Origin of the sequence: Kitasatospora azatica KCTC 9699 (assembly GCF_000744785.1) — a bacterium.
Taxonomy (GTDB): Bacteria; Actinomycetota; Actinomycetes; order Streptomycetales; family Streptomycetaceae; genus Kitasatospora; species Kitasatospora azatica.
The window spans coordinates 1,228,451-1,248,552 of sequence record NZ_JQMO01000002.1 but is presented as its reverse complement, the minus strand read 5'-3'; the positions used below and the strand labels follow the sequence as shown (position 1 = coordinate 1,248,552).

At 72.0% G+C, this 20,102-nt stretch carries 18 protein-coding genes; 17 read left to right on the top strand and 1 reads right to left on the bottom strand.

The genetic code is table 11. From position 1 onward, the window contains the following. Positions 1–4: 4 nt before the first annotated feature. From BR98_RS05820 to BR98_RS05750, 15 genes are all read left to right on the top strand, one after another. A complete protein-coding gene (locus BR98_RS05820) occupies positions 5–982 on the top strand; it encodes an aspartate carbamoyltransferase catalytic subunit (protein WP_035840797.1) in 978 nt (325 codons plus the stop codon). Continuing rightward, on the top strand, positions 979–2,283 hold the full coding sequence (locus BR98_RS05815; RefSeq protein WP_035840795.1) for a dihydroorotase: 1,305 nt from the start codon (positions 979–981) through the stop codon (positions 2,281–2,283). Before BR98_RS05820 ends, BR98_RS05815 begins: the two co-directional genes overlap by 4 nt. Continuing rightward, the gene (locus BR98_RS05810) at positions 2,280–2,885 is read left to right on the top strand and encodes a PH-like domain-containing protein (RefSeq protein ID WP_051969352.1); all 606 of its coding nucleotides are present in this window, start codon (positions 2,280–2,282) and stop codon (positions 2,883–2,885) included. Before BR98_RS05815 ends, BR98_RS05810 begins: the two co-directional genes overlap by 4 nt. After that, positions 2,882–4,039 carry a glutamine-hydrolyzing carbamoyl-phosphate synthase small subunit gene (carA, locus tag BR98_RS05805; protein WP_051969351.1) on the top strand — a complete coding sequence of 386 codons (1,158 nt, stop codon included), beginning with the start codon at positions 2,882–2,884 and terminating at the stop codon, positions 4,037–4,039. The genes BR98_RS05810 and carA overlap by 4 nt, the downstream gene beginning before the upstream one ends. Further along, the gene (gene carB, locus BR98_RS05800) at positions 4,032–7,358 is read left to right on the top strand and encodes a carbamoyl-phosphate synthase large subunit (RefSeq protein ID WP_035840792.1); all 3,327 of its coding nucleotides are present in this window, start codon (positions 4,032–4,034) and stop codon (positions 7,356–7,358) included. Before carA ends, carB begins: the two co-directional genes overlap by 8 nt. A gap of 59 nt (positions 7,359–7,417) precedes the next feature. Beyond that, entirely contained in the window at positions 7,418–8,524 is a 1,107-nt protein-coding gene (locus tag BR98_RS05795) for a quinone-dependent dihydroorotate dehydrogenase (RefSeq protein WP_035840790.1), read from the top strand. Positions 8,525–8,569: 45 nt separating this feature from the next. Continuing rightward, positions 8,570–9,424, top strand: coding sequence for a dihydroorotate dehydrogenase electron transfer subunit (locus BR98_RS05790; protein WP_035840787.1), 855 nt, complete (start codon positions 8,570–8,572; stop codon positions 9,422–9,424). A gap of 14 nt (positions 9,425–9,438) precedes the next feature. Further along, positions 9,439–10,446: a dihydroorotate dehydrogenase gene (locus BR98_RS05785; protein WP_157537427.1), complete on the top strand. Its 1,008-nt coding sequence runs from the start codon at positions 9,439–9,441 to the stop codon at positions 10,444–10,446. Continuing rightward, positions 10,443–11,288, top strand: a complete 846-nt coding sequence (pyrF, locus tag BR98_RS05780) for an orotidine-5'-phosphate decarboxylase (RefSeq protein WP_035840784.1) — start codon at positions 10,443–10,445, stop codon at positions 11,286–11,288. Before BR98_RS05785 ends, pyrF begins: the two co-directional genes overlap by 4 nt. Before the next feature lie 287 nt (positions 11,289–11,575). After that, positions 11,576–11,902: an integration host factor, actinobacterial type gene (gene mihF, locus BR98_RS05775; RefSeq protein WP_035840782.1), complete on the top strand. Its 327-nt coding sequence runs from the start codon at positions 11,576–11,578 to the stop codon at positions 11,900–11,902. Between the two features lie 48 nt (positions 11,903–11,950). Further along, the gene (gene gmk, locus BR98_RS05770; protein ID WP_035840780.1) at positions 11,951–12,508 is read left to right on the top strand and encodes a guanylate kinase; all 558 of its coding nucleotides are present in this window, start codon (positions 11,951–11,953) and stop codon (positions 12,506–12,508) included. Positions 12,509–12,542: 34 nt separating this feature from the next. Next, the gene (gene rpoZ / locus BR98_RS05765) at positions 12,543–12,809 is read left to right on the top strand and encodes a DNA-directed RNA polymerase subunit omega (protein WP_035840778.1); all 267 of its coding nucleotides are present in this window, start codon (positions 12,543–12,545) and stop codon (positions 12,807–12,809) included. A 107-nt stretch (positions 12,810–12,916) separates the two neighbouring features. Then, positions 12,917–14,119 (top strand): bifunctional phosphopantothenoylcysteine decarboxylase/phosphopantothenate--cysteine ligase CoaBC, encoded by a 1,203-nt coding sequence (gene coaBC, locus BR98_RS05760; RefSeq protein ID WP_035843123.1) that lies wholly within the window; start codon positions 12,917–12,919, stop codon positions 14,117–14,119. Between the two features lie 162 nt (positions 14,120–14,281). Then, complete coding sequence (gene metK / locus BR98_RS05755) at positions 14,282–15,475, top strand: methionine adenosyltransferase (RefSeq protein ID WP_035840775.1); 1,194 nt, start codon at positions 14,282–14,284, stop codon at positions 15,473–15,475. Between the two features lie 149 nt (positions 15,476–15,624). Beyond that, positions 15,625–17,706, top strand: coding sequence for a primosomal protein N' (locus BR98_RS05750; RefSeq protein WP_035840771.1), 2,082 nt, complete (start codon positions 15,625–15,627; stop codon positions 17,704–17,706). Positions 17,707–17,802: 96 nt separating this feature from the next. Here the strand turns inward: BR98_RS05750 and BR98_RS05745 are convergent, their stop codons facing one another. Continuing rightward, positions 17,803–18,348 (bottom strand): hypothetical protein, encoded by a 546-nt coding sequence (locus BR98_RS05745; protein WP_035840769.1) that lies wholly within the window; start codon positions 18,346–18,348, stop codon positions 17,803–17,805. 162 nt (positions 18,349–18,510) lie between these two features. Here BR98_RS05745 and def point away from each other — a divergent pair, with 162 nt between their 5' ends. Together def and fmt are read left to right on the top strand one after the other, a co-directional pair. Further along, positions 18,511–19,056 (top strand): peptide deformylase, encoded by a 546-nt coding sequence (gene def, locus BR98_RS05740; RefSeq protein WP_035840767.1) that lies wholly within the window; start codon positions 18,511–18,513, stop codon positions 19,054–19,056. A 22-nt stretch (positions 19,057–19,078) separates the two neighbouring features. Beyond that, entirely contained in the window at positions 19,079–20,014 is a 936-nt protein-coding gene (gene fmt / locus BR98_RS05735) for a methionyl-tRNA formyltransferase (RefSeq protein ID WP_035840765.1), read from the top strand. Positions 20,015–20,102 lie beyond the last annotated feature (88 nt).

The following is a 20,102-nucleotide window of genomic DNA, read 5'->3' as shown; positions in this document are numbered from 1 at the left end:
ACCTGTGAAGCGCCACCTCGTCTCCGCCGCCGATCTCAGCCGCGACGACGCGCTGCTGATCCTGGACACCGCCGAGGAGCTCGCCCAGCTCTCCGGACGGGCCGTCAAGAAACTCCCCACGCTGCGCGGCCGCACCGTCGTCAACCTCTTCTTCGAGGACTCCACCCGTACCAAGACCTCCTTCGAGGTCGCCGAGAAGCGCCTCTCGGCCGACGTGATCAACTTCGCCGCCAAGGGCTCCTCGGTCTCCAAGGGCGAAAGCCTGAAGGACACCGCGCTGACCCTGCAGGCGATGGGCGCCGACGCCGTGGTGATCCGCCACCACGCCTCCGGCGCGCCGGCCCGCCTCGCCCAGTCCGACTGGCTGCACGGCAGTGTGATCAACGCCGGCGACGGCACCCACGAGCACCCCACCCAGGCCCTGCTCGACGCCTTCACCATGCGCCGGCACCTCAACCCGGGCCTCGGCAAGGACCTCAACGGCCGCCGGATCACCATCGTCGGCGACGTGCTGCACAGCCGGGTGGCCCGCTCCAACGTGCTGCTGCTGAACACCCTGGGCGCCCAGGTCACCTTCGTCGCGCCGCCCACCCTGCTGCCGATCGGCATCGACAACTGGCCGTGCGAGGTCAGCTACGACCTCGACGCCACGCTCGCCAAGAGCGACGCGCTGATGCTGCTGCGGGTCCAGCGCGAGCGGATGAACGCCGCGTTCTTCCCGACCGAGCGCGAGTACTCGCGCCGCTACGGGATGGACGGTCTGCGGATGGCCCGGCTGCCCGAGCACGCCATCGTGATGCACCCCGGCCCGATGGTCCGCGGCATGGAGATCACCGCCGAGGTGGCCGACTCGCCGCGCTGCACCGCCGTCGAGCAGGTCGCCAACGGCGTCTCGATCCGGATGGCCGTCCTGTACCTCCTGCTGGGTGGGGCAACCCTGGCAGACAACCACAGCACCAACACCAGTGAGGCCGCCAAGTGAGTAGCTACCTGATCCGCAACGCCCAGATCCTCGGCGGCCCCGCGCAGGACATCCTCATCGTGGACGGCCTGATCGAGCAGATCGGCACCGGCCTGACCGCCGACGCCGACGTGGACATCGACGCGCACGGCCTGATCGCCCTGCCCGGCCTGGTCGACCTGCACACCCACCTGCGCGAGCCCGGCCGCGAGGACGCCGAGACCGTGCTGACCGGCACCCAGGCCGCGGCCAAGGGCGGCTACACCGCCGTCCACGCGATGGCCAACACCTTCCCGGTCGCCGACACCGCCGGTGTGGTCGAGCAGGTCTGGCGGCTCGGCCAGGAGGCCGGCTACTGCGACGTGCAGCCGGTCGGCGCCGTCACCGTCGGCCTGGAGGGCAAGAAGCTCGCCGAGCTCGGCGCGATGCACGACTCGGCCGCGAACGTGCGGGTCTTCTCCGACGACGGCAAGTGCGTCGACGACGCGGTGATCATGCGCCGCGCGCTGGAGTACGTGAAGGCCTTCGACGGGGTGGTCGCCCAGCACGCCCAGGAGCCGCGGCTGACCGAGGGCGCCCAGATGAACGAGGGCCAGGTCTCCGGCGAGCTCGGGCTCGGCGGCTGGCCGGCCGTGGCAGAGGAGGCGATCATCGCCCGCGACGTGCTGCTCGCCGCGCACGTCGGCTCCCGGCTGCACGTCTGCCACGTCTCCACCGCCGGATCGGTGGAGATCATCCGCTGGGCCAAGGCCAAGGGCTGGGACGTCACCGCCGAGGTGACCCCGCACCACCTGCTGCTCACCGACGAGCTGGTCCGCTCCTACGACCCGGTCTACAAGGTGAACCCGCCGCTGCGCACCGCCGAGGACGTGCACGCGCTGCGCAGCGCGCTGGCCGACGGCACCATCGACGCGGTCGCCACCGACCACGCCCCGCACCCCGCCGAGGACAAGGACTGCGAGTGGGCGGTCGCCGCGATGGGGATGGTCGGCCTGGAGACCGCGCTCTCGGTGGTCCAGCAGGCCATGGTCGACACCGGCCTGCTGACCTGGGAGGGCGTCGCCGACCGGATGTCGCACCGCCCCGCGCGGATCGGCCGGCTGGCCGGCCACGGGCGGCCCGTCTCGGTCGGTGAACCGGCCAACCTGGTGCTCTTCGATCCCGCGTACCGTGGCACCGTGAACCCCGACAGCTTCGCCACCCGCAGCCGCAACACCCCTTACAAGGGCCTTGACCTGCCGGGACGGGTGCACGCCACCTTCCTGCGCGGGGTGGCCACCGTGCTGGCCGGCGAGCTGGTCGAGCCGGGCGAGCTCGTATGAGCGAGCGGAGCGAGCTCACGAACGGCACCGTGGGCGCGCTGCAGGCGATGGAGAAGGCCAAGGTCAACGACTGGCCGACGCACATCGGTTGGATCGTCGGCCTGCTGATCCTGGTCGCGCTGGTCTACTGGCTGATGCGCCAGGGCTGGAACTGGCGGCGGACCCTGCAGTCCGACCTGTCGGCCCTGCCCGCCGTGCCGAGCGAGACCGGCACGCCCATCCTGGAGAGCAGCGGCCGCTACCACGGCAGCACCACCGCCGGGAACTGGCTGGACCGGGTGGTGGCGCACGGGCTGGGGACCAGGAGCCTGGCCGAGCTGACCCTGACCGAGCGGGGCCTGCTGGTCCGCCGCCCGGGCGACGTCGACCTCTGGCTGCCCGCCGAGGAACTGACGGGTGCTCGGACCGACTCCGGCATCGCCGGCAAGGTGGTCCCGGCCGGTCTGCTGGTGGTCGGCTGGACCTTGCAGGGCAAGGCGTTGGAGTCCGGCTTCCGGCTGGACCACCCGGACCAGCACGCGGCCTGGGTCACCGAGATCGGCCGGCTGGCCGCCGAAAAGACTGCAGTACGTACGAAGAAGACGGAAGGCGTAACACCATGACCGCACCTGCCCCCACCAAGCCGCGCCCCTGGCGGGAGCGTGTGCCTGCCGTGCTGGTCCTGGAGGACGGTCGTACCTTCCGTGGCCAGGCGTACGGCGCGATCGGCGAGACCTTCGGCGAGGCCGTCTTCAACACCGGCATGTCCGGCTACCAGGAGACCCTGACCGACCCGTCCTACCACCGCCAGGTGGTGGTCATGACGGCCCCGCAGATCGGCAACACCGGCTGGAACGACGAGGACGACGAGTCCAAGCAGATCTGGGTGGCCGGCTACGTGGTCCGCGACCCCGCCCGGGTGCCCTCCAACTGGCGCTCGCTCCGCTCGCTGGACGAGGAGCTGGCCAGCCAGGGCGTGGTCGGGATCAGCGGCATCGACACCCGGGCGCTCACCCGGCACCTGCGCGAGCGCGGGGCGATGCGGGTCGGCATCTTCTCCGGCGAGGCGCTGGCCGAGCAGGCCGAGCTGCTGCAGCGGGTGCTGCGGGCGCCCGAGATGAAGGGCGCCGACCTGTGCGCCGAGGTGGCCACCACCGAGACCTACGTGGTCCCGGCGATCGGTGCCAAGAAGTTCACCGTGGCCGCCGTCGACCTGGGCATCAAGGCGATGACCCCGCAGCGGATGGCCGAGCGCGGCATCGAGGTGCACGTGCTGCCGGCCAACGCCACCGTCGAGGACATCTACGCGGTCAAGCCGGACGGCGTCTTCTTCTCCAACGGCCCCGGTGACCCGGCCACCGCCGACCACCAGGTCGCGGTGCTGCGCGAGGTGCTCAGCCGCAAGACCCCGTTCTTCGGGATCTGCTTCGGCAACCAGATCCTCGGGCGCGCGCTGGGCTTCGGCACCTACAAGCTCAAGTACGGCCACCGCGGCATCAACCAGCCGGTGCAGGACCGCACCACCGGCAAGGTCGAGGTCACCGCGCACAACCACGGCTTCGCCGTGGAGGCCCCGCTGGACAAGGTGAGCGACACCGCGTTCGGTCGCGCCGAGGTCTCCCACGTCTGCCTCAACGACGACGTGGTCGAGGGCCTGCAGTGCCTGGACACGCCCGCCTTCTCCGTCCAGTACCACCCGGAGGCCGCCGCCGGTCCGCACGACGCGGCTTACCTCTTCGATCGTTTCGCGCAGCTCATGGAGGGCCAGCGTGCCTAAGCGCACTGACATCAAGTCCGTTCTGGTCATCGGCTCCGGTCCGATCGTGATCGGCCAGGCGGCGGAGTTCGACTACTCCGGCACCCAGGCCTGCCGGGTGCTGCGGGCCGAGGGCCTGCGGGTGATCCTGGTCAACTCCAACCCCGCGACGATCATGACCGACCCGGAGATCGCCGACGCCACCTACGTCGAGCCGATCACCCCCGAGTTCGTCGAGAAGATCATCGCCAAGGAGCGCCCCGACGTGCTCCTGCCCACCCTGGGCGGCCAGACCGCGCTGAACACCGCGATCTCGCTGCACAAGGACGGGACCCTGGAGAAGTACGGCGTCGAGCTGATCGGCGCCAACGTCGAGGCGATCAACAAGGGCGAGGACCGCGAGCTCTTCAAGCAGGTCGTGGAGGCCGTCAAGGCCAAGATCGGCCACGGCGAGTCGGCCCGCTCGGTGATCTGCCACTCGATGGAGGACGTGCTGGCGGGCGTCGAGACCCTCGGCGGCTACCCCGTCGTGGTCCGCCCCTCCTTCACCATGGGCGGCGCCGGCTCCGGCTTCGCGCACGACGAGGAGGACCTGCGCCGCATCGCCGGCCAGGGACTGACCCTCTCGCCGACCACCGAGGTGCTCCTGGAGGAGTCGATCCTCGGCTGGAAGGAGTACGAGCTCGAGCTGATGCGCGACCGCAACGACAACGTCGTGGTGGTCTGCTCGATCGAGAACTTCGACCCGATGGGCGTGCACACCGGTGACTCGATCACCGTCGCCCCGGCGATGACGCTGACCGACCGCGAGTACCAGATCCTGCGCGACATCGGCATCGCGGTGATCCGCGAGGTCGGCGTCGACACCGGCGGCTGCAACATCCAGTTCGCGGTCAACCCCGAGGACGGCCGGGTCATCGTCATCGAGATGAACCCCCGGGTCTCCCGCTCCTCCGCGCTGGCCTCCAAGGCGACCGGCTTCCCGATCGCCAAGATCGCCGCCAAGCTGGCCGTCGGCTACACGCTGGACGAGATCCCCAACGACATCACCGAGCAGACCCCGGCCTCCTTCGAGCCGACCCTCGACTACGTGGTGGTCAAGGTCCCGCGGTTCGCCTTCGAGAAGTTCCCGTCCGCCGACGCCACGCTGACCACCACCATGAAGTCGGTCGGCGAGGCCATGGCGATGGGCCGCAACTTCACCGAGGCGCTGCAGAAGGCGCTGCGCTCGCTGGAGAAGAAGGGCTCCCAATTTTCTTGGGGTCAGAGGGGCACCTGGATCGGCGAGGTCGGCGACAAGGCCGAGCTGCTGACGAAGGCCCAGGTCCCGACCGACGGCCGGATCAACACCGTGATGCAGGCGATCCGGGCCGGCGCCACCCCGGCGGAGGTCTTCGACGCGACGAAGATCGACCCCTGGTTCGTCGACCAGCTCTTCCTGCTCGACGAGATCGCCCAGGAGCTGGCCGGGGCCGAGCTGCTCGACCCGGAGCTGCTGCGGCACGCCAAGCGGCACGGCTTCTCCGACCAGCAGATCGGCGAGATCCGCGGCCTCAAGCCGGACGTGGTCCGCGAGGTGCGGCACGCGCTGGGCATCCGCCCGGTCTTCAAGACGGTCGACACCTGCGCCGCCGAGTTCGCGGCCAAGACCCCGTACTTCTACTCCTCCTACGACGAGGAGAACGAGGTCGCGCCGCGCACCAAGCCCGCGGTGATCATCCTCGGCTCCGGCCCGAACCGGATCGGCCAGGGCATCGAGTTCGACTACTCCTGCGTGCACGCCTCCTTCGCGCTCGCCGAGGCCGGATACGAGACCGTCATGGTCAACTGCAACCCGGAGACCGTCTCCACCGACTACGACACCTCCGACCGGCTCTACTTCGAGCCGCTCACCCTGGAGGACGTGCTGGAGATCGTGCACGCCGAGCAGCAGGCCGGACCGCTCGCGGGCGTCATCGTCCAGCTCGGCGGCCAGACCCCGCTGGGCCTGGCCCAGGCGCTCAAGGAGAACGGGGTGCCGATCGTCGGCACCCAGCCCGAGGCGATCGACCTGGCCGAGGAGCGCGGCGCGTTCGGCCGGGTGCTGCGCGACGCGGGCCTGCCGGCCCCCAAGCACGGCACCGCCTTCTCCTTCGAGGAGGCCAAGGCGATCGCCGACGAGATCGGCTACCCGGTGCTGGCCCGCCCCTCCTACGTGCTCGGCGGGCGCGGCATGGAGATCGTCTACGACGAGGCCAGCCTCGCCTCCTACCTGGAGCGGCACGCCGGTCTGATCTCCGAGCACCCGGTGCTGATCGACCGCTTCCTGGACGACGCGGTGGAGATCGACGTCGACGCGCTCTACGACGGCACCGAGCTCTACCTCGGCGGCGTGATGGAGCACATCGAGGAGGCCGGCATCCACTCCGGCGACTCGGCCTGCGCACTGCCCCCGATCACCCTGGGCGGCTACGACATCAAGCGGCTGCGCACCTCCACCGAGGCGATCGCCAAGGGCGTCGGCGTGCGCGGTCTGATCAACATCCAGTTCGCGCTGGCCGGCGACATCCTCTACGTGCTGGAGGCCAACCCGCGGGCCTCCCGGACCGTGCCGTTCACCTCCAAGGCGACGGCCGTGCCGCTGGCCAAGGCCGCCGCCCGGATCTCGCTCGGCGCCACCATCGCCGAGCTGCGCGCCGAGGGCCTGCTGCCGGCCGAGGGCGACGGCGGCACGCTGCCGGCCGACTGCCCGATCTCGGTCAAGGAGGCCGTGATGCCGTGGAGCCGCTTCCGCGACATCCACGGCCGCGGCGTGGACACCGTGCTCGGCCCGGAGATGCGCTCGACCGGTGAGGTCATGGGCATCGACAAGGTCTTCGGCACCGCGTACGCCAAGGCCCAGTCCGGTGCCTACGGCGCGCTGCCGACCAAGGGCAAGGTCTTCGTCTCGGTGGCCAACCGGGACAAGCGCAACCTGGTCTTCCCGGCCCGGGCGCTGGTCGAGCTCGGCTTCGAGGTGCTCGCCACCGCCGGCACCGCCGAGGTGCTGCAGCGCGGCGGCATCCCGTCCACGCTGGTGCGCAAGCACAGCGAGGGCGAGGGTCCGAACGGCGAGAAGACCATCGTGCAGCTGATCCACGACGGCGAGGTCGACCTGATCATCAACACGCCGTACGGCACCGGCGGCCGCCTGGACGGCTACGAGATCCGCACTGCGGCGGTCTCCCGGGGCGTCCCCTGCCTGACCACCGTGCAGGCGATGGGCGCGGCCGTCCAGGGCATCGACGCGGTGACCCGTGACGACGTCTCGGTGATGTCGCTGCAGGAGCACGCGGCGCTGATCAACGCCGGCCGCAAGTAGCAGCATCCTGAATGGGAGGCGCCCCGTGGGGTGCCTCCCATTCCCATGCGAGGAGCCCTGTGTACAAGATCCTGTTCAACCTGGTCTTCCGGAAGATGGACCCGGAGAAGGCCCACCACCTGGCCTTCTTCTGGATCCGGCTGGCCGCCTCGGTACCCGGTCTGCGGCAGCTGGTCGCGCTGGTGCTGGCGCCGCGCGACCGGGCGCTGCGCACCACCGCGCTCGGGCTCGACCTGCCCGGCCCGTTCGGGCTCGGCGCGGGCTTCGACAAGAACGCGGTCGGCATCGACGGCCTGACGATGCTCGGCTTCGACTTCGTGGAGATCGGCACCGTCACCGGTGAGCCGCAGCCCGGCAACCCGCAGCCGCGGCTGTTCCGCTTGGTCGAGGACCGGGCGCTGATCAACCGGATGGGCTTCAACAACCAGGGCTCGGCCAGGATCGCGGCCCGGCTGGCGGCCCGTCAGCGCGGTTCGCTGTCGCCGGTGGTCGGGGTCAACATCGGCAAGACCAAGGTGGTCGAGGAGGCCGACGCGGTCGCCGACTACGTGAAGAGCACCGAGCGCCTGGCCAAGCACGCGGACTACCTGGTGGTCAACGTCTCCTCGCCGAACACCCCCGGGCTGCGCAACCTGCAGGCCGTCTCCCACCTGCGCCCGCTGCTCAGTGCGGTGCGCGAGGCCGCCGACGCGGCCACCGCGCACCATGTGCCGCTGCTGGTGAAGATCGCGCCCGACCTGGCGGACGAGGACGTGGACGCGGTCGCCGACCTGGCCCTGGAACTCGGCCTGGACGGGATCATCGCGAACAACACCACGATCGGCCGCGAGGGTCTGATCGCACCGGCCGCCCAGGTCGAGGCGATCGGCATGGGCGGGCTCTCCGGCGCGCCGATCAAGGACCGCTCGCTGGAGGTGCTCAAGCGGCTGCGCTCGCGCACCCAGGGCCGGCTGGTGCTGGTCTCGGTGGGCGGCATCGAGACCGCCGAGGACGCCTGGCAGCGGATCCTGGCCGGCGCCGACCTGGTGCAGGGCTACAGCGCGTTCATCTACGAAGGGCCGTTCTGGATGCGCCGGGTGCACAAGGGCCTGAGCGCCCGGCTGCGGCGCGGCGGGTACCAGAGCCTGGCTGAGGCGGTCGGGGCCGGGGCCGGCACGGGGGCCTAAGGTTTCGTGTACCACCAGCTCGGAGCGGTCGAAAGGTGTCCGTCCATGGCCAACCCCCTGCAGCTGCGAGCCGAGGTGCTCGCCAACCGGTCCGAAGGGGCCTACCACCGGCTGGTGCTGCGCGCGCCCGGCGTGCCGGAGCGGGTGCGGCCCGGGCACTTCGCGACCCTCGCGGTCGGCGGTGAGAGCAGCGCCCTGCTGCTCCGCCGGGCCTTCTCGATCCACCGGGCCGACCCGGTCGAGGGCACCGTCGAGCTGGTGCTGGCCGCGCACGGGGCGGGCACCAGGGAACTGGTCGCCAGCCCGGTCGGCGCCGAACTCGACCTGATCGCCCCGCTCGGCACCCCGTTCCCGCTGCCCGACGGACCGGTCAGCGCGCTGCTGGTCGGCGACGGCTACGGCAGCGCGCCGCTGTTCGCCCTCGGCGCCGAACTGCTGCGGCGCGGCGGCCAGGTCGGTTTCATCCTCGGCGCGGCCACCGCCGACCGGCTCTACGGCGTCGACCAGGCCCGGGCCCTCACCCCCGACGTGCTGGTGCTCACCGAGGACGGCTCGCTCGGCCTGACCGGACGGGTCACCGACCCGCTGGCCCAGGCCGTCGAGGCGATCGACGCCACCGTGGTGCACGCCGGCGGACCGATGCCGACCCTGGCCGGGGTCAGCGCGATCGCGGCCGAGCTCGGGATCCGGGTGCACACCTCGGTGGAGGCCGAGATGGCCTGTGGTGTGGGCATCTGCATGAGCTGCGTGCTGCCGGTGGTCGGCGAGGACGGCCGCAGCCGGTTCGTCCGGTCCTGCACCGACGGCCCGGTCTTCGACGGCGCCCGGGTGCGCTGGGCCGACCTCGGGACCGTGCCGGCCGATCTGGAAGGCGCCGCCGCGATGGGGGTGCACGGATGAGCGAGGGTGCACGGATGAGTGGGGACGCACGGATGGTCGGGGATGCACCGGTGATCGCCGCCGAGGACGTCGACCTGAGCGCGCCGCTCGGCCCGCTCACCCTGCCCAACCCGCTGAGCACCGCCTCCGGCTGCGCCGGCTACGGGCGCGAACTGGCCCGGTTCGTCCCGCTGGACCAGCTCGGCACCGTCACCACCAAGACGATCATGCCGTACCCGCGCTCCGGCGAGGCCGCCCCGCGGATGGCCGAGACGCCCTCCGGCATGCTCAACGCGATCGGCCTGCAGGGCTCGGGCATCGAGGCCTTCGTCCGCCAGGAGCTGCCCTGGCTGGCCGAGCGCGGCGCCCGGGTGCTGGTCTCGATCGCGGGCGAGCGGCTGGAGGAGTTCACCGAGACCGCCGAACGGCTGAACGGCCAACCCGGTGTGGTCGGCATCGAGGTCAACATCTCCGGCCCCAACGTCGCCGACCGCGGCCTGGTCTTCGCATGCAACCCGGCCACCTCCTACGACGTGGTGCGCGCCGTACGGGCGGTGGCCGACCCGCAGCTGCCGGTCTACGCCAAGCTGACCCCCGACGTCACCTCGATCACCGAGATCGCGGCCGCGTGCGTGCACGCCGGGGCCGACGGCCTGTCGATGATCAACACCGCCCTGGGCCTGGCGATCGACCTGGACACCCTGCGCCCGGCCCTGGCCGCCGGCGCCGGCGGGCTCTCCGGCCCCGCGCTGCGCCCGATCGCGGTGCGCTGCGTCTACCAGGTGCACGCCGCGATGCTCGCCGGGCGGATCCCGCAGGTGCCGATCCTCGGCATGGGCGGCATCCGCAACGGCCGCGACGCACTGGAGTTCACCCTGGCCGGGGCCGCCGGAGTGGCGGTCGGCACCGCGCTCTTCCAGGACCCGGCGGCGCCGCTGCGGATCCTCGCCGAGCTGCGCGAGCTGCTCGCGGCCCGGGGACTGGCCAAGTACACCGACGCGGTGGGACTGGCCCACCGCGCAGACTCGCAAAGGACATCATGACCCCCTTCGACCCCGAGCCCTTTGGTGGGCGCCTGCGCCACGCCATGGACGAGCGCGGCCAGCTCTGCGTCGGCATCGACCCGCACGCCGCGCTGCTCGCCGCCTGGGGCCTGGGCGACGACCTGGCCGGACTGGAGACCTTCAGCCGCACCGTGGTCGAGGCGCTGGCCGACCGGGTCGCCGTGCTCAAGCCGCAGGCCGCCTTCTTCGAGCGGTTCGGCAGCAAGGGCGTCGCGGTGCTCGAGCAGACCGTGGCGGACGCCCGCGCGGCCGGCGCCCTGGTGCTGATGGACGCCAAGCGCGGCGACATCGGCTCCACCATGGCCGCCTACGCCGAGGCCTTCCTCGCCCCGGGCAGCCCGCTCTTCTCCGACGCCGTCACGGTCAGCCCCTACCTGGGCTTCGGCTCGCTGCAGCCCGCCCTCGACCTGGCCCGGGCCAACGGCTGCGGCGTCTTCGCGCTGGCGCTGACCTCCAATCCCGAGGGCTTCGAGGTGCAGCGCGCCACCGGCCCGGACGGGGTGAGCGTGGCTCAGCAGGTGCTGCGCCGGCTCGCGGCCGAGAACGCGGGCGCCGAGCCGCTCGGCTCCTTCGGCGCGGTGGTCGGCGCGACGCTGGCCGACGCCGGTGTGGACCTGGCGATCAACGGCCCGCTGCTGGCCCCCGGGATCGGCGCCCAGGGCGCCACCATGGCCGACCTGCCGCGGGTCTTCGGCGGCGCGGTGCGCGATGTGGTGCCGAGCGTCAGCCGGGACGTGCTCAAGCACGGGCCGTCCGTTGCGGCGCTGCGGGAGGCCGCGCAGCGCTTCGTCGACGAGGCTCGGGCCGCGGTCGCGATGTGAGCGCTGTCACATTCGTTTGACGAACTGGGCTCAAAGCGGGCCGATTTCTCCCGAAAAGTCCTGGCCTACCTATGCTGACCAGGACTTTTCGGGTTCTTTTCCTGACGTGGGCGCGCAATGCGGGTAATGTCCGGCGGTAGGTGCCCTTGGCGGTGCGTTTCTCGTTGCTCTCGCAGGTCAGAGCGGCTAGGTTCCACTGCGGCCACAGCCCCGGGGGGTTGCGGCAGGCTCCTGGTTCGACCAATGTCCTAGCACTTCATTTCCTTCCAGACCCTGAGGTGAACGGCGTGGCTCTTCCGCCCCTTACCCCTGAACAGCGCTCCGCTGCGCTGGCCAAGGCCGCCGAGGCTCGCCGGGAGCGCGCCGAGGTGAAGAACCGGCTCAAGCACTCCGGCGCCTCCCTGCACGAGGTGATCAAGGCCGGCAAGGCCGACAACGAGGTCATCGGCAAGATGAAGGTCTCCGCACTGCTGGAGAGCCTTCCGGGCGTCGGCAAGGTCCGCGCCAAGCAGATCATGGAGCGGCTCGGCATCAGCGAGAGCCGTCGGGTCCGCGGCCTCGGTACCAACCAGATCGCCTCGCTGGAGCGCGAGTTCGGTGGTACCGCGTCCTAGTGGGGACCGGTGGTCCCGGGTTCGTCCAGGATCCGGGATAATCGGTGCATGAGTGAACGTCCGCGGCTGACCGTGCTCTCCGGCCCTTCGGGGGTCGGCAAGAGCACGGTCGTCGCTCATATGAGGCAGCAGCACCCCGAGGTCTGGCTCTCGGTCTCGGCGACCACCCGGCGCCCCAGGCCAGGCGAGAAGGACGGGGTCCACTACCACTTCGTCGACAACGACGAGTTCGACAAGCTGGTCGCCAACGGCGAACTGCTGGAGTCGGCCGTCTTCGCCGGCAACCGGTACGGCACCCCGAGGGCCGCGGTCGAACAGAAGCTGGAGCGCGGCGAGCCCGTGCTGCTGGAGATCGACCTGCAGGGCGCCCGCCAGGTCCGCGAGTCGATGCCCGAGGCGCAGCTGGTCTTCCTGGCTCCGCCGAGCTGGGAGGAGCTGGTCCGCCGGCTCACCGGCCGGGGCACCGAGCCGCAGGAGGTCATCGACGAACGGCTGGCCGCCGCCCGGGTCGAACTGGCCGCCGAACCCGAATTCGACACCACGCTGGTGAACACCTCGGTCGAGCAGGTCGCGGCCGAGCTGCTAGCCTTGCTCGGTGTAGTCTGACCTTTTCTTTTCCACCCTTTCGGAAGGTTTTCGCGTGTCCTCTTCCATGACCGCGCCCGAGGGCATCATCAACCCGCCGATCGACGAGCTGCTCGAGGCCACGGACTCGAAGTACAGCCTGGTGATCTACGCCGCCAAGCGTGCCCGCCAGATCAACGCGTACTACTCGCAGCTCGGCGAGGGTCTGCTGGAGTACGTCGGCCCGCTGGTCGACACCCACGTGCACGAGAAGCCGCTGTCGATCGCGCTGCGCGAGATCAACGCGGGCATGCTGACCGCCGAGGCGGTCGACGCCGCCTGACGGCTGCTCACTGCCCAGCAGGGGCTCACCGGATTCCTCCGGTGGGCCCTTTTGCGTATTCGCGAACGTCTGAGCAATAAGCTGACCGCGTGAGTGAGACGAGCCCCCTGAATCAGCCCCGTGTCGTGCTCGGCGTGAGCGGCGGGATCGCCGCGTACAAGGCGTGCGAGCTGCTGCGCCGCTTCACCGAGTCCGGCCACCAGGTGACCGTGGTGCCGACGGCGGCCGCGCTGCACTTCGTGGGCGAGGCGACCTGGGCGGCGCTCTCCGGGCGGCCGGCGGCGGTGGAGACCTGGGAGCGGGTGCACGAGGTCCCGCACGTGCGGATCGGCCAGCAGGCCGACCTGGTGGTGGTCGCCCCCGCCACCGCCGACCTGATGGCCAAGGCGGCCCACGGCCTGGCCGACGACCTGCTGACCAACACGCTGCTCACGGCCCGCTGCCCGGTGGTCTTCGCGCCCGCGATGCACACCGAGATGTGGGAGCACCCGGCCACCCAGGAGAACGTCGCCACGCTGCGCCGGCGCGGCGCGGTCGTGCTGGAGCCGGCGGTCGGCCGGCTGACCGGCAAGGACACCGGCAAGGGGCGGCTGCCCGACCCGGACGCGATCTTCGCCGCCTGTCGACGGGTGCTGGCCCGGGGGACGGCGGCGCCGGACCTGGCGGGCCGCCACGTGGTGGTCTCGGCCGGCGGCACCCGGGAGGCGCTGGACCCGGTTCGGTTCCTGGGCAACCGCTCCTCCGGCAAGCAGGGGTACGCGCTGGCCGTCACCGCTGCGGCGCGCGGCGCCAGGGTCACCCTGCTGGCCGCCAACGTCGAGCTGCCGGACCCGGCCGGGGTCGATGTGATCAGGGTCTCCTCGGCGCTGGCGCTGCGCGAGGCGGCCCACAAGGCGGCCCTCGACGCCGACGCCATCGTGATGGCGGCGGCGGTCGCCGACTTCCGTCCGGCCGTATATGCCGAAGGCAAGATCAAGAAGGTCGAGGGCGAGGAGCCGGCGCCGGTGGCGCTGATCCGCAATCCGGACATCCTGGCCGAGCTGTCGGCGCAGCGGGCCCGGCCCGGCCAACTGGTCGTCGGATTCGCCGCCGAGACCGACAACGTGCTGGTCAACGGTCGGGCCAAGCTGGCCCGCAAGGGGTGCGACCTGCTGGTGGTCAACGAGGTCGGCGAGGCCAAGGGTTTCGGGGCGGACACGAACGAGGCCGTGGTGCTGGGGGCCGACGGCTCCGAGACGGTGGTTCCGGACGGTCCTAAGGAGGACCTCGCGGACTTGGTCTGGGACTTGGTGGCTGTGCGACTGGTGTGACTCCTGGGCTTCCCGAGGCGTGAGACAGAGTGTCCAAGAACATGGTGGGGGAGTGTTGAACGGCGATAGCTGACCGTTACACTCCAGGAATCAAGTCTTTCCGGATGCCCCGGCCCGGCCGGGAGCGTTCAGTCAGCAGCCGCTGCAACCCCAGGGAGCGCTGTGTCTCGCCGCCTGTTCACCTCGGAGTCCGTCACCGAGGGACACCCCGACAAGATCGCTGACCAGATCAGCGACACCATTCTCGACGCCCTGCTCAAGGACGACCCGACCTCCCGGGTCGCTGTCGAGACGCTGATCACCACCGGCCTGGTGCACATCGCCGGCGAGGTCACCACCAAGGCCTACGCGCCGATCGCGCAGCTGGTGCGCGAGAAGATCCTGGAGATCGGGTACGACAGCTCGAAGAAGGGCTTCGACGGCGCCTCGTGCGGCGTGTCGGTGTCCATCGGCGCGCAGTCGCCGGACATCGCGCAGGGCGTGGACTTCGCGCACGAGGCCCGGGTCGAGGGCGACGAGGACGACCTGGACAAGCAGGGCGCGGGCGACCAGGGCCTGATGTTCGGCTACGCGTGCGACGACACGCCGGAGCTGATGCCGCTGCCGATCACGTTGGCGCACCGGCTGTCGCGTCGGCTGACCGAGGTGCGCAAGAACGGGACGATCCCGTACCTGCGCCCGGACGGCAAGACCCAGGTCACCATCGAGTACGACGGCGACCGGGCGGTCCGCCTCGACACGGTGGTGGTCTCCACCCAGCACGCCAGTGACATCGACCTGGACTCGCTGCTGGCGCCCGACATCCGCGAGTTCGTGGTGGAGCCGGAGCTGCAGGGCCTGACCATCGACACGTCGAACTACCGGCTGCTGGTCAACCCGACCGGGCGGTTCGAGATCGGCGGCCCGATGGGTGACGCCGGTCTGACCGGCCGCAAGATCATCATCGACACCTACGGCGGCATGGCCCGCCACGGCGGCGGCGCCTTCTCCGGCAAGGACCCGTCCAAGGTGGACCGTTCGGCCGCGTACGCGATGCGCTGGGTGGCGAAGAACATCGTCGCCGCGGGTCTGGCGACCCGGGCCGAGGTGCAGGTCGCGTACGCGATCGGCAAGGCCGAGCCGGTGGGCCTGTTCGTGGAGACCTTCGGCACCGAGACCGTGCCGGTGCTCAAGATCCAGGAAGCCGTCACCCAGGTCTTCGACCTGCGCCCGGCCGCGATCATCCGCGACCTGGACCTGCTGCGCCCGATCTACGCGCAGACCGCGGCGTACGGGCACTTCGGCCGTGAGCTGCCGGACTTCACCTGGGAGCGGACCGACCGCGCCGAGCAGCTGAAGGCGGCGGCGGGCGCCTGAGGCTCACCTGCTTGTCGCGCTGAGCCTGCTCTGCCGAGCGGGTCGGCGCGCTGACATGCCGCGGCGGCGGCCACCCTCCGGGTGGTCGCCGCCGCGGCATGTCAGCGCGCCGTGGTACCACTGGGGGCGAGCGGCCCAGGGAAGGACAGATGAGCAGCGAAGACACCACCCCGGGGGCACCCCCCGAGCAGCTGGCGCTGATCCGGGAGACGGTGCGCCGGGCCAAGCCCCGCACCTGGCGCGGCGCGCACCTGGCCGAGGAGCTGCCGGTGGCCCGGGTGGTGGTGGACAAGGGGCTGCTCCACCTCGACCAGTACTACGACTACGCCGTCCCGGTGGCCATGGCCGAGTCCGCCCAGCCGGGGGTCCGGGTCCGGGTCCGGTTCGGCGCCCGGATGACCTCGGCCGGCCGGCGCGAGGGCGGCGAGCTGCACGACGGATTCGTGGTCGCCCGCCTCGCCAGTAGCGACTACCCCGGGGTGCTGGCTCCGCTGGCCCAGGTGCTCTCGCCGGAGCGGGTGTTGACGCCCGCTCTGCTGAAACTCAGTCGGACCATCGCCGACCGGTACGCGGGCACCCTCGCGGACGTCCTCCAGCTCGCCGTGCCGCCCCGGCACGCCAAGGCCGAGGCCGAGCCCTCGCCGGCTCCGCTGCCGCCGCCGGTGGCCCCTGCCCCCGGCAGCTGGCAGCGCTATCCGCAGGGCCCCGAGTTCCTGGCGGCGCTGACCGCGGGGCACGCCCCGCGCGCGGTCTGGACGGCGCTGCCCGGGCCCGACTGGCCGCAGGAGATCGCGCTGGCGGTGGCGAGCACGCTGGCGGGTGGGCGCGGGGCGCTGGTGGTGCTGCCGGACGGGCGGGCCGTGGCACGCGTTGAGCAAGCGCTCACTCAGCTGCTCGGCGGACCGGAGCGGCACGCCGTGCTCACCGCCGACCTCGGCCCCAAGGAGCGCTACCGCAACTGGCTGGCGGTCAGCCGCGGCTCGGTCCGGGCCGTGATCGGCACCCGGGCGACCGTCTTCGCCCCGGTCCACGACCTCGGCCTGCTGGTGGTCTGGTCGGACGGCGACAGCAGCCACAGCGACCCGCGGGCCCCGCACCCGCACGTGCGCGAGGTGGCGCTGCTGCGCGCCGCCGAGGAGGGCGCCGCGGTGCTGCTCGGCGGGCTGGCGATGACCGTCGAGGGCGCGCAGCTGCTGCGCACCGGCTGGGCCCGCCCGCTGGCCGCCGAACGCCCGGTGGTCCGGGAGACGGCGCCCCGGGTGCGCACCGTCGAGGACGCCGACCAGGCCAGGGACGCCGCCGCCCAGGCCGCCCGGCTGCCCTCGGTCGCCTGGCAGGCGGCCCGCGAGGGGCTGCGCGAGGGGCCGGTGCTGGTGCAGGTGCCGCGCCGCGGCTACGTGCCGCGGCTGGCCTGCGAGCGCTGCCGTGAGCCCGCCCGCTGCGCGCACTGCGCCGGGCCGCTGGAGGCGGTCGGCGCGGCCGAGGCGCTGCGCTGCTCCTGGTGCGGGGTGCCCGAGGGGGAGTGGCACTGCGTGGAGTGCGGCGGCTTCCGGCTGCGGGCCCAGGTGGTGGGGGCCCGGCGGACGGCCGAGGAACTGGGCAAGGCCTTCCCCGGCATCCCGGTGCGGACCTCCGGGCGGGACTCGGTGCTGCCGGGCGTCCCCGCCGAGCCGGCGTTGGTGATCTCCACGCCCGGTGCGGAGCCGGTGGCCGAGGGCGGGTACGCGGCCGCGCTGCTGCTGGACGGCTGGGCGCTGTTGAACCGGCCCGACCTGCGCGCGGGCGAGGAGGCGCTGCGGCTCTGGCTGGCGGCGGCCGCGCTGGTGCGGCCTGCGACCCGGGGCGGGGTGGTGGTGGTCGTGGCGGAGCCGACGGCCCGTCCGGTGCAGGCGCTGGTCCGCTGGGATCCGGCCGGACACGCGGATCTGGAACTGGCCGAGCGGGCCCAGCTGGGCTTCCCGCCGGTCTCCCGGATGGCGGCGGTCACCGGCTCGCCGGCCGCTGTCGCCGACCTGCTGGGCGTCACCAGACTGCCGGACGGCGCGGACATCCTCGGCCCGGTGCCACTGCCGCCGTTGCGCGGTCAGGAGCAGGAGCGCGCCCTGCTGCGGGTGCGCCCGGGGCAGGGCGGTGCGCTGGCGGCGGCGCTGAAGGCGGCGCAGATCGCGCGGTTGGCGCTGCGCGGGGCGGAGCAGGTCAAGGTGCGGATCGACCCCACGGACATCGGCTGACGGTGGTGGGCCGTCGTCGGTTGACCCGGTGCAGGAAGTCGGCCCGGCCGACTTCCTGCGCACTTTGGATGGTTCCTGCGCACACCTTGGGCGGTTTCAGCCGCGCAGTTGAACGCCGGGCCGGTCGCTGAGGCCGCCCTGGCGGGCCGCCGGGACCGTCCGGGCGGCGGCCAGTGGGGCCGGCGCCGGGGCGGGGGCGGCGGATTCGTCGTCGCGCGGGGCGGCCGGGGAAGGCACGGCGGGCGCCGGCCCCACTGGCAGCGCGGCACCGGCCGCGCCGAGCAGCTCGGTGGCCGAGCGGCGCATCCCGTACCGGCGGTGCACCGCCTGCTTGGTCACGCCGAGGGCCGAACCCACCGAGTCCCAGGAGAACCCGAGCGCCCGGTCGAACTCCACCGCCGCCGCCACCAGGGTCTCCACGCTCTCGCGCAGCTCCTGGGCCAGCCGCACGGTCGGGGCCGGCGCCCGTCCGTAGACCACGAACCCGCCGGAACTGCTGGGGCGGCGCGGGCGGTAGACGTTGCCCAGCTGGGCGGTGAGGGTGCGCAGGGCGTCCACCTGGCGGCGCACGCGTTCGATGTCACGCACCAGCAGGTGCAGACTCGCCCGTGCCCGGGTGTCGTGGTTGATCTGCTCGGCCATCGGCTCGGGCCACCTTCCGGTGTGACTCTCATGGTCGGTCAATCTCACTTGACCAACGCGAAAGCGGGGTCCGGGGTAACGCGTCACGCCAGATCCGGGATATGCCATCTCCGCGGGCCAACTAGACTGACGTGCTGCCCTGTGGGAAAGGAGCCCGTTGCCGTGGCGATCCAGCCGATCCGGATCTTCGGTGATCCGGTACTGCGCGCGAAGGCGCAGCCGGTGACCACCTTCGACAAGGAACTGCGCAGGCTGGTGAAGGATCTCACCGACACCATGCTCGACGCCCCGGGCGCCGGCCTGGCCGCGCCCCAACTGGGGATCTCGTTGCGGGTGTTCACCTACCACGTGGACGGGGTGACAGGCCATCTGATCAATCCTGACCTGTCGCTGTCCGAGGAGGAGCAGGACGGGCCCGAGGGTTGCCTGTCGCTGCCCGGGCTGCGGTTCGACACCAGGCGCGCCTTCGGCGTGGTGGCCCGTGGCTTCAACGAGTACGGCGACCCGGTGACCGTCGAGGGCACCCAGCTGCTGGCCCGGTGCATCCAGCACGAGACCGACCACCTGGACGGGATCGTCTTCATCGACCGCCTCGACCGCGAGCTGCGCAAGGAGGCGCTGCGCGCGATCCGCGAGGCCGACTGGGGCGGTGGCCCCGCGCCCGAGGTGCGGCTGTCGCCGCACAGCACCTTCGGTCCGATCCGCTAATCCCTTTTCGAAAGGCACCCCCTTGCGTCTTGTCTTTGCCGGAACCCCCGAGGTCGCCGTCCCCGCCCTGGAGGCCCTGCTCGCCTCCGACCGGCACGAGGTGGTCGCGGTGGTCACCCGTCCCGATGCTCCCGCCGGGCGTGGGCGCAAGCTGGTCGCCAGCCCGGTCGGCCAGCGCGCGGCGGAGGCCGGGATCGAGGTGCTGAAGCCCGAGAAGCCCGGTGACCCCGAGTTCCTGGCCCGGCTGACCGAGCTGGCCCCCGACTGCTGCCCGGTGGTCGCCTACGGCGCGCTGCTGCGCGATCCGGCCCTGGACATCCCCGCACACGGCTGGGTCAACCTGCACTTCTCGCTGCTGCCCGCCTGGCGCGGCGCGGCTCCCGTGCAGCACGCGGTGCTGGGCGGCGACCAGGTGACCGGCGCCTCGACCTTCCGGATCGAGCGCGGCCTGGACTCCGGCCCGGTGTTCGGCGTGATCACCGAGGAGATCCGGCCCACCGACACCAGTGGTGAGCTGCTGGACCGGCTGGCCCGCTCCGGCGCCGGGCTGCTGGTCGCGACCATGGACGGCATCGAGGACGGCAGCCTGCTCGCCGTCCCGCAGCCCGCCGACGGGATCACCCTGGCGCCGAAGATCACCGTCGAGGACGCCCGGATCGACTGGGCCCACCCCGCGCTGCGGATCGACCGCCTGGTGCGCGGCTGCGCGCCCGCGCCGGGTGCCTGGACCACCTTCCGGGGCGAGCGGCTCAAGCTCAGCGGGCCGGTGAAACTGCTGACCGGCGCCGCCGAACTGGGCATCGGGGAACTCGCGGTGAGCAAGAACAGCGTGCGGGTCGGCACCGGCAGCCACGAGGTCGAGCTGGGCGAGGTCCAGCCGCAGGGCAAGAAGCCGATGCGGGCGGCGGACTGGGCGCGCGGGGTGCGGATCGAGAGCGGCGAGCTGCTCGGAGTCTGAGTCCTCGGAGTCTGAACCCGCAGAGTCTGACGCTGAGGTTTAGCTTTACTGTTTACCCATACTTCCGTAGCACCTTGAGGACCTCCCG

Excerpts from the sequence above, each read along its gene's own strand:
- BR98_RS05810 (WP_051969352.1), top strand. The coding sequence starts at position 2,280 with ATGAGCGAGCGGAGCGAGCTCACGAACGGCACCGTGGGCGCGCTGCAG.
- carA (WP_051969351.1), top strand. The coding sequence starts at position 2,882 with ATGACCGCACCTGCCCCCACCAAGCCGCGCCCCTGGCGGGAGCGTGTG.
- BR98_RS05790 (WP_035840787.1), top strand. The coding sequence starts at position 8,570 with ATGGCCAACCCCCTGCAGCTGCGAGCCGAGGTGCTCGCCAACCGGTCC.
- BR98_RS05785 (WP_157537427.1), top strand. The coding sequence starts at position 9,439 with ATGAGTGGGGACGCACGGATGGTCGGGGATGCACCGGTGATCGCCGCC.
- pyrF (WP_035840784.1), top strand. The coding sequence starts at position 10,443 with ATGACCCCCTTCGACCCCGAGCCCTTTGGTGGGCGCCTGCGCCACGCC.
- gmk (WP_035840780.1), top strand. The coding sequence starts at position 11,951 with ATGAGTGAACGTCCGCGGCTGACCGTGCTCTCCGGCCCTTCGGGGGTC.
- BR98_RS05750 (WP_035840771.1), top strand. The coding sequence starts at position 15,625 with ATGAGCAGCGAAGACACCACCCCGGGGGCACCCCCCGAGCAGCTGGCG.
- BR98_RS05745 (WP_035840769.1), bottom strand. The coding sequence starts at position 18,348 with ATGGCCGAGCAGATCAACCACGACACCCGGGCACGGGCGAGTCTGCAC.